6 protein-coding genes are annotated in these 4560 nt (G+C 69.3%); all 6 read left to right on the top strand.

Annotated elements, in window-relative coordinates:
• Nucleotides 1–790 precede the first annotated feature (790 nt).
• Nucleotides 791–2038 carry a helix-turn-helix domain-containing protein gene (locus QK442_RS35870; protein ID WP_282698334.1) on the top strand — a complete coding sequence of 416 codons (1248 nt, stop codon included), beginning with the start codon at nucleotides 791–793 and terminating at the stop codon, nucleotides 2036–2038.
• Nucleotides 2039–2164: 126 nt separating this feature from the next.
• The gene (locus QK442_RS35865) at nucleotides 2165–2536 is read left to right on the top strand and encodes a hypothetical protein (protein WP_241911298.1); all 372 of its coding nucleotides are present in this window, start codon (nucleotides 2165–2167) and stop codon (nucleotides 2534–2536) included.
• The gene (locus tag QK442_RS35860) at nucleotides 2529–2804 is read left to right on the top strand and encodes a hypothetical protein (RefSeq protein WP_282698333.1); all 276 of its coding nucleotides are present in this window, start codon (nucleotides 2529–2531) and stop codon (nucleotides 2802–2804) included. The genes QK442_RS35865 and QK442_RS35860 overlap by 8 nt, the downstream gene beginning before the upstream one ends.
• 149 nt (nucleotides 2805–2953) lie before the next feature.
• Entirely contained in the window at nucleotides 2954–3394 is a 441-nt protein-coding gene (locus QK442_RS35855; protein WP_282698332.1) for a hypothetical protein, read from the top strand.
• Between the two features lie 27 nt (nucleotides 3395–3421).
• Nucleotides 3422–4102 carry a hypothetical protein gene (locus QK442_RS35850; protein WP_282698331.1) on the top strand — a complete coding sequence of 227 codons (681 nt, stop codon included), beginning with the start codon at nucleotides 3422–3424 and terminating at the stop codon, nucleotides 4100–4102.
• A gap of 200 nt (nucleotides 4103–4302) precedes the next feature.
• A partial coding sequence (locus QK442_RS35845; protein WP_282698330.1) for a hypothetical protein occupies nucleotides 4303–4560 on the top strand: 258 nt, incomplete at its 3' end.

The following is a 4560-nucleotide window of genomic DNA, read 5'->3' as shown; positions in this document are numbered from 1 at the left end:
GGCAACGCCAGTGGACGGTGGCTCCGCACGGCGGCGGGTCGGCGCCGTTGCCGCGGATTGACTCGTCGCTGACAGGTTCGAACAGCGCATGGAGCCGGTGTCCACGCGCGGTTGTGAGGAATTGGCAGGCTCCGTCGGCGGTGAGGGGGTCGAAGCGCCGGGGCCCCGTCACCGAGACCCAACACCTGCATGATCACCTGGATGAGGGCAGGCGCCGCCGTGTTGAACCGATCGCACGCGGTGGAGCGGTGGGGCGCAGGGTGAGCTGTTCAAAGTTTCTTTACTTGATCAAGGCGGCCCGCTGTCGCGGGCCGCGCGCGCTCCGGCCCTGTGGGGCCGCCGCCCGCTCCTGTCTGCCGCCCCGCTGGCGACGGCCCCGCCGGTCCGGGCGCGCAACAGCCAGCACAGCAAGCCACCTGGGGCTCTGCCCCAGACCCCGGCCCTCCCTCCGAGGGGCAGGGGGCCGAATATCGGGTGCGGCTTCGTCGTGGTGAGTGGTCGAGGGGCGCGGGTCGCGTCCCTCGTCGCCCGGTCACCGGAGGCGTACCAGGAACCCCCGGGGGCCGCCAAGGCCGAGCGCACGCGTCACAGGGTGAGCCTTGGCGGCCCCCGGGGAACCCTGGTCCGGCGAAGCTGCCCGACCGACGAGGGACCCCACCCGCTCAGGCATCGCGCGTGCTGGAGCCCAGCCCCGCGCGGGGGTGGTGATCGCTCCGTGGCGGGTATCTGCCGGATAGCCACCGGTTGACGCGCCCGTCCGGCGTACCGTGGCGCTGGAGGTGTGAACGGGATGACTACGGAACTGGCCGACAACGTCCGCAAGTACCGGCGCCGCGCCGGCATGAGCCAGGAGGAACTGGCCCACGCCGCAGGCGTGTCACCGGGCACGGTCCGCAAGGTCGAACAGGGCGGAACGGTCCGCATGGAGACGCTGCACACCCTCGCCCGCGCCCTGGGGGTGACCACCGCCGCGCTGATGGCGCCGGACGCGCCGGAGCCCATAGGGCGGGCCGAGGAGCCGAACCAGCTCAACCTGATCCAGCTTCGCGCAGTGCTCACCCCAGCCGTCGGACTCGTGGACCAGGCCGCCGAAGTCGCGGGCGAGGAACCGAACCTGCGCACCTTCAGCCGTGCCGTACGAGACGCGCGAGAACTGTACTTCTCCGACAGCTACAAAAGCGTCGCCGCCCAGCTGCCCGGCCTGCTACGCGATGCCTCCCTGGCCGTGGCCTACTACGACAGCGGAGACGAGCACCGGCAAGCCCTCATGGCCCGTGCCGAGGCGCTGCGCCTGGCCGGCACCTACCTCACTCAGGTGAGGCAGTACGACATCGCGTACGCGGCCCTGAGCGGAGCCATCGCGGACGCCAAACAGAGCGGGGACATGCTCGCGGCAGGCTCGGGCGTCGGCGGCATGTGCTGGCTGCTGGTACGTCAGGGTCGGTTGGACGAGGCGGAGCGGATCGCCGCCGAGAGCATGGACGCGGTCGAGCCGAAGATCACGGGAGCCGAGCCGGACCACTACGCGGTATGGGGCGGTCTAGCGATGGAGGCAGCAGCCGCAGCCGCCCGCAACAACCGCCCGGACGAAGCCAAGGAGTACCGCAAGGCGGCGCGGGTGGCGGCAACCGCCGTCGGCACCGCGCACCGCAACCTCTCCCGGCACTGGTCCGTCTTCGGCCCCGTCACCGCCGCCCTGAAGGCACTCGAAGACTCCATGGTCATCGGGGACGCCCGCGCGGTCGTACGGAAAGCAGACGAGGAAGAGGCACTATCGCCTAGGGCGTGGAAGCGCCTGGGCAGGCCCAGTACCAACGACGGGAACCGCTTCACCCTCGACGTCGCGCGGGCCCACACCCGCACCGGAGACCTGTCGGCGGCGATGGACGAGCTGACCCGGGTTCGGGACGCCGCCCCCGAGTGGCTCAGGCACCAGAACTCGGCCGCCGAGACCATGCAGGAGATCTTGAGCAAGCGGAAGCGCACCCTGACGACGGAGATGCGGGACATGGCCGCCTACCTCGACGTTGTCGGATAGCCGCCACGCTGCGTGGTAGTTCGCAGACCCGGCGCCGCGAATTGCCCTGCTGCTTACGTGGAGTGACGATCATCCAGACGGCTACGGTCGCCGTGCCCTATCAGCGACCCAAGCCAGGAGTGCACGGTGAGCAGTTCCAGGAGCGACGCGGACCGTATGCGACGCAGGGAGTTGTACGACGCGGCGACGGGCGTGGCCGGCCCCCGCTTACTTCCCTGGACCACCCCCGACGGGAACCCCTGCTACCTCAGCACCGACGGCAGGGGCTACCTGTCCACACTCGCTGACAGCATCGAAGCCGTCCAACTCGGCATGGGCGAGGAACTGCTTGAACACGCCCGCGAAGCCCTGGCCCCCGGCGCGCGGGCACTGTCGGCCACCGAGTACCGCTGGCTGGCCAGCCGACTGGCCGAGGCCCTGACGGACGCGCTCCGGGTGGCCGAATCGCGAGGACAGCGCATCCCGGACCCGCAGGAGGAGGCGGCCGAGCATGTCTGACTCCGCAACCACCGGCACCCCGGTCCGCAGGCGCTACCGCTTCCGCGAGTACCACGTGACCGCCGTGGTGGACCCGATGGCCCTGCCCACCTTCGAGGCCGCCTGCGTCACCGGAGAAGACCACGACTGCGGCGCCACCTCCGGCGAACTCCACGCCGAGGAGGATCTGACACGCTGGATCGCCGAGCACTGCGCCCAGACCGGCCACGACTTTTACCACCGCACCACCCGCGCCACCCTTCGCGCCGAACCCGGGGCATGGCAGTAGCGGGCCCCCGCCGTCCGTAGGCCCTGACGGCAGTAGCGACGGCAACAGCCACGGATTTCCCCGCACATCCACGGACGTCAGCGGAACGCAAATCAGGTGCTGACCTGCGGAGAAGCAGGTAGAGGGGTTCTGCGTAGCACACGTACTACGTGCTGGCGGGGGCCACTCCGGTCCTCGTCCACAACGCGGGCGGTGGTGATCCGCATGTCTGCGAGATCACCACCGAGCCGTCGGACGAGCTGCTCGATCACGCCGACGACAACGTCGGTCAGACCAACGTCGCCGCGCAGGTCTTCACGGCCGACGGGCAGCACAGCGCCCTCGGCATCAGCACGAACAGGTCGCTCGACGACCTCACCCCGAACGTGCGGACTGCTGTGCAGATGACCGGCCACCACGGCGGTTGCGGTGAGATCGGGGCGCTGTGCGAGCTCGAGAACCGTCGTCTGCCGATCGGAGGCGCCAGGTCACAGGCCGTCGATGTCCGGGGCGGATCCCAGGGGTATGGATGGGATCGCCATGGAGCCTATCGGGAGATGTGCCCCAGCTGCAGGAAGCTCTTCACCTACCTGCTGGGCGTCAATCACTAGTCCGCCACCCTTGAAAGGAGCATCCGGGTGAAACCGACAGCCGAGTCCGTTCGGTTCCTCAACGAGGAGGTACGTGCCCCTCGTGGACTTCGCGAGGTCCCGTCGATCGACTTCCCGTCCGAGACGGGAGCACTGATCGAACTTCTCTCGGAGGAGTGGGAGGGCTGCGTCCTTCCCTGCTACGGGGGGAACTTCTACGGATGGACCCGGATCTCGGTCTCCCCGGGCGACTGGACTCTGTCCCCCGAGGGGGACGAGTTCATCCGCATCGCGGAGAACCACGACGTCCCCTGCGCGATCGTTCTGCGTCGTGACGGCAGGGTCGGGGTCTCCTGGAGTGGCGAGTACACGGACATGTTCGCCAGCTTCACGGAATTCGTGGAGATGGTGGCCCTCTGGTCGACGCTGCGGGGCTGGACACTGCTGGAGAGTTACGGTCTTCGGTACCCCGACACTGTGGAGTTCGTCTCCCGCGGGAGGACCCGCCCTGTGACGGGCGGGAGCCTCACCCGATGGACGCGCTTCGACGATGCGGTCGTCCTGGAGGAGCCGTTCCTGACCGGAGACCCCGACCGCCCGCCACGGGTCCATGTCGTAGTGGCGGATCCGGCGCTGCTGGCAGGCTCCGACTTTGTCGAGTCGCTGCCGTATCCGAGCTTCTCGGCGCTCGGCCAGGGGTTCCCCGAACTCCCGGCCCGATGGGCCTGACATCCGGCCCTGAAGGACCTCTCCGGGACTTGCTTTCCCGGGTGTAGTCCTTCTCCGCCCCGCTGGGTTCGCCCAGCGGGGCGGAGCGCTCTTTCCAGCGGTTCGTGCAGGTCGGTCACGGCCCGCTCCCTTGCCCTAGTCGGTTCGTGTGCTGCTGCTGCTGGTCGGCGGCCTTGACCGCGTCGGCTGGCTGCTCGGGCTTGGGCCGGTCCTCGGTCGTCCTCAAGGCGGCGAAGGCGGCCGAGGCAGCAGCGCTGAAGGCCAAGATCGCGGCGATGGAGAGAGCCAAGAAGGCGGCTCAGGCGGCGAAGAAGAAGGCCGCGGAGCAAGCGAAGAAGATCGCCGACCAGGCGGCCCAGAAAACGAAGAAGACCGGCAACCCGGTCCAGAAGCAGGCCCAGGCCAAGGCGGCACCGAAGGTCTCGTCGGCCGGCAACGGCAAGGGCGGCGGCAAGGGC

Source organism: Streptomyces sp. CC208A (assembly GCF_030010625.1).
GTDB lineage: Bacteria > Actinomycetota > Actinomycetes > Streptomycetales > Streptomycetaceae > Streptomyces.
The sequence above is the reverse complement of the archived record's forward strand: the minus strand, read 5'-3'. Positions and strand labels throughout refer to the sequence as shown.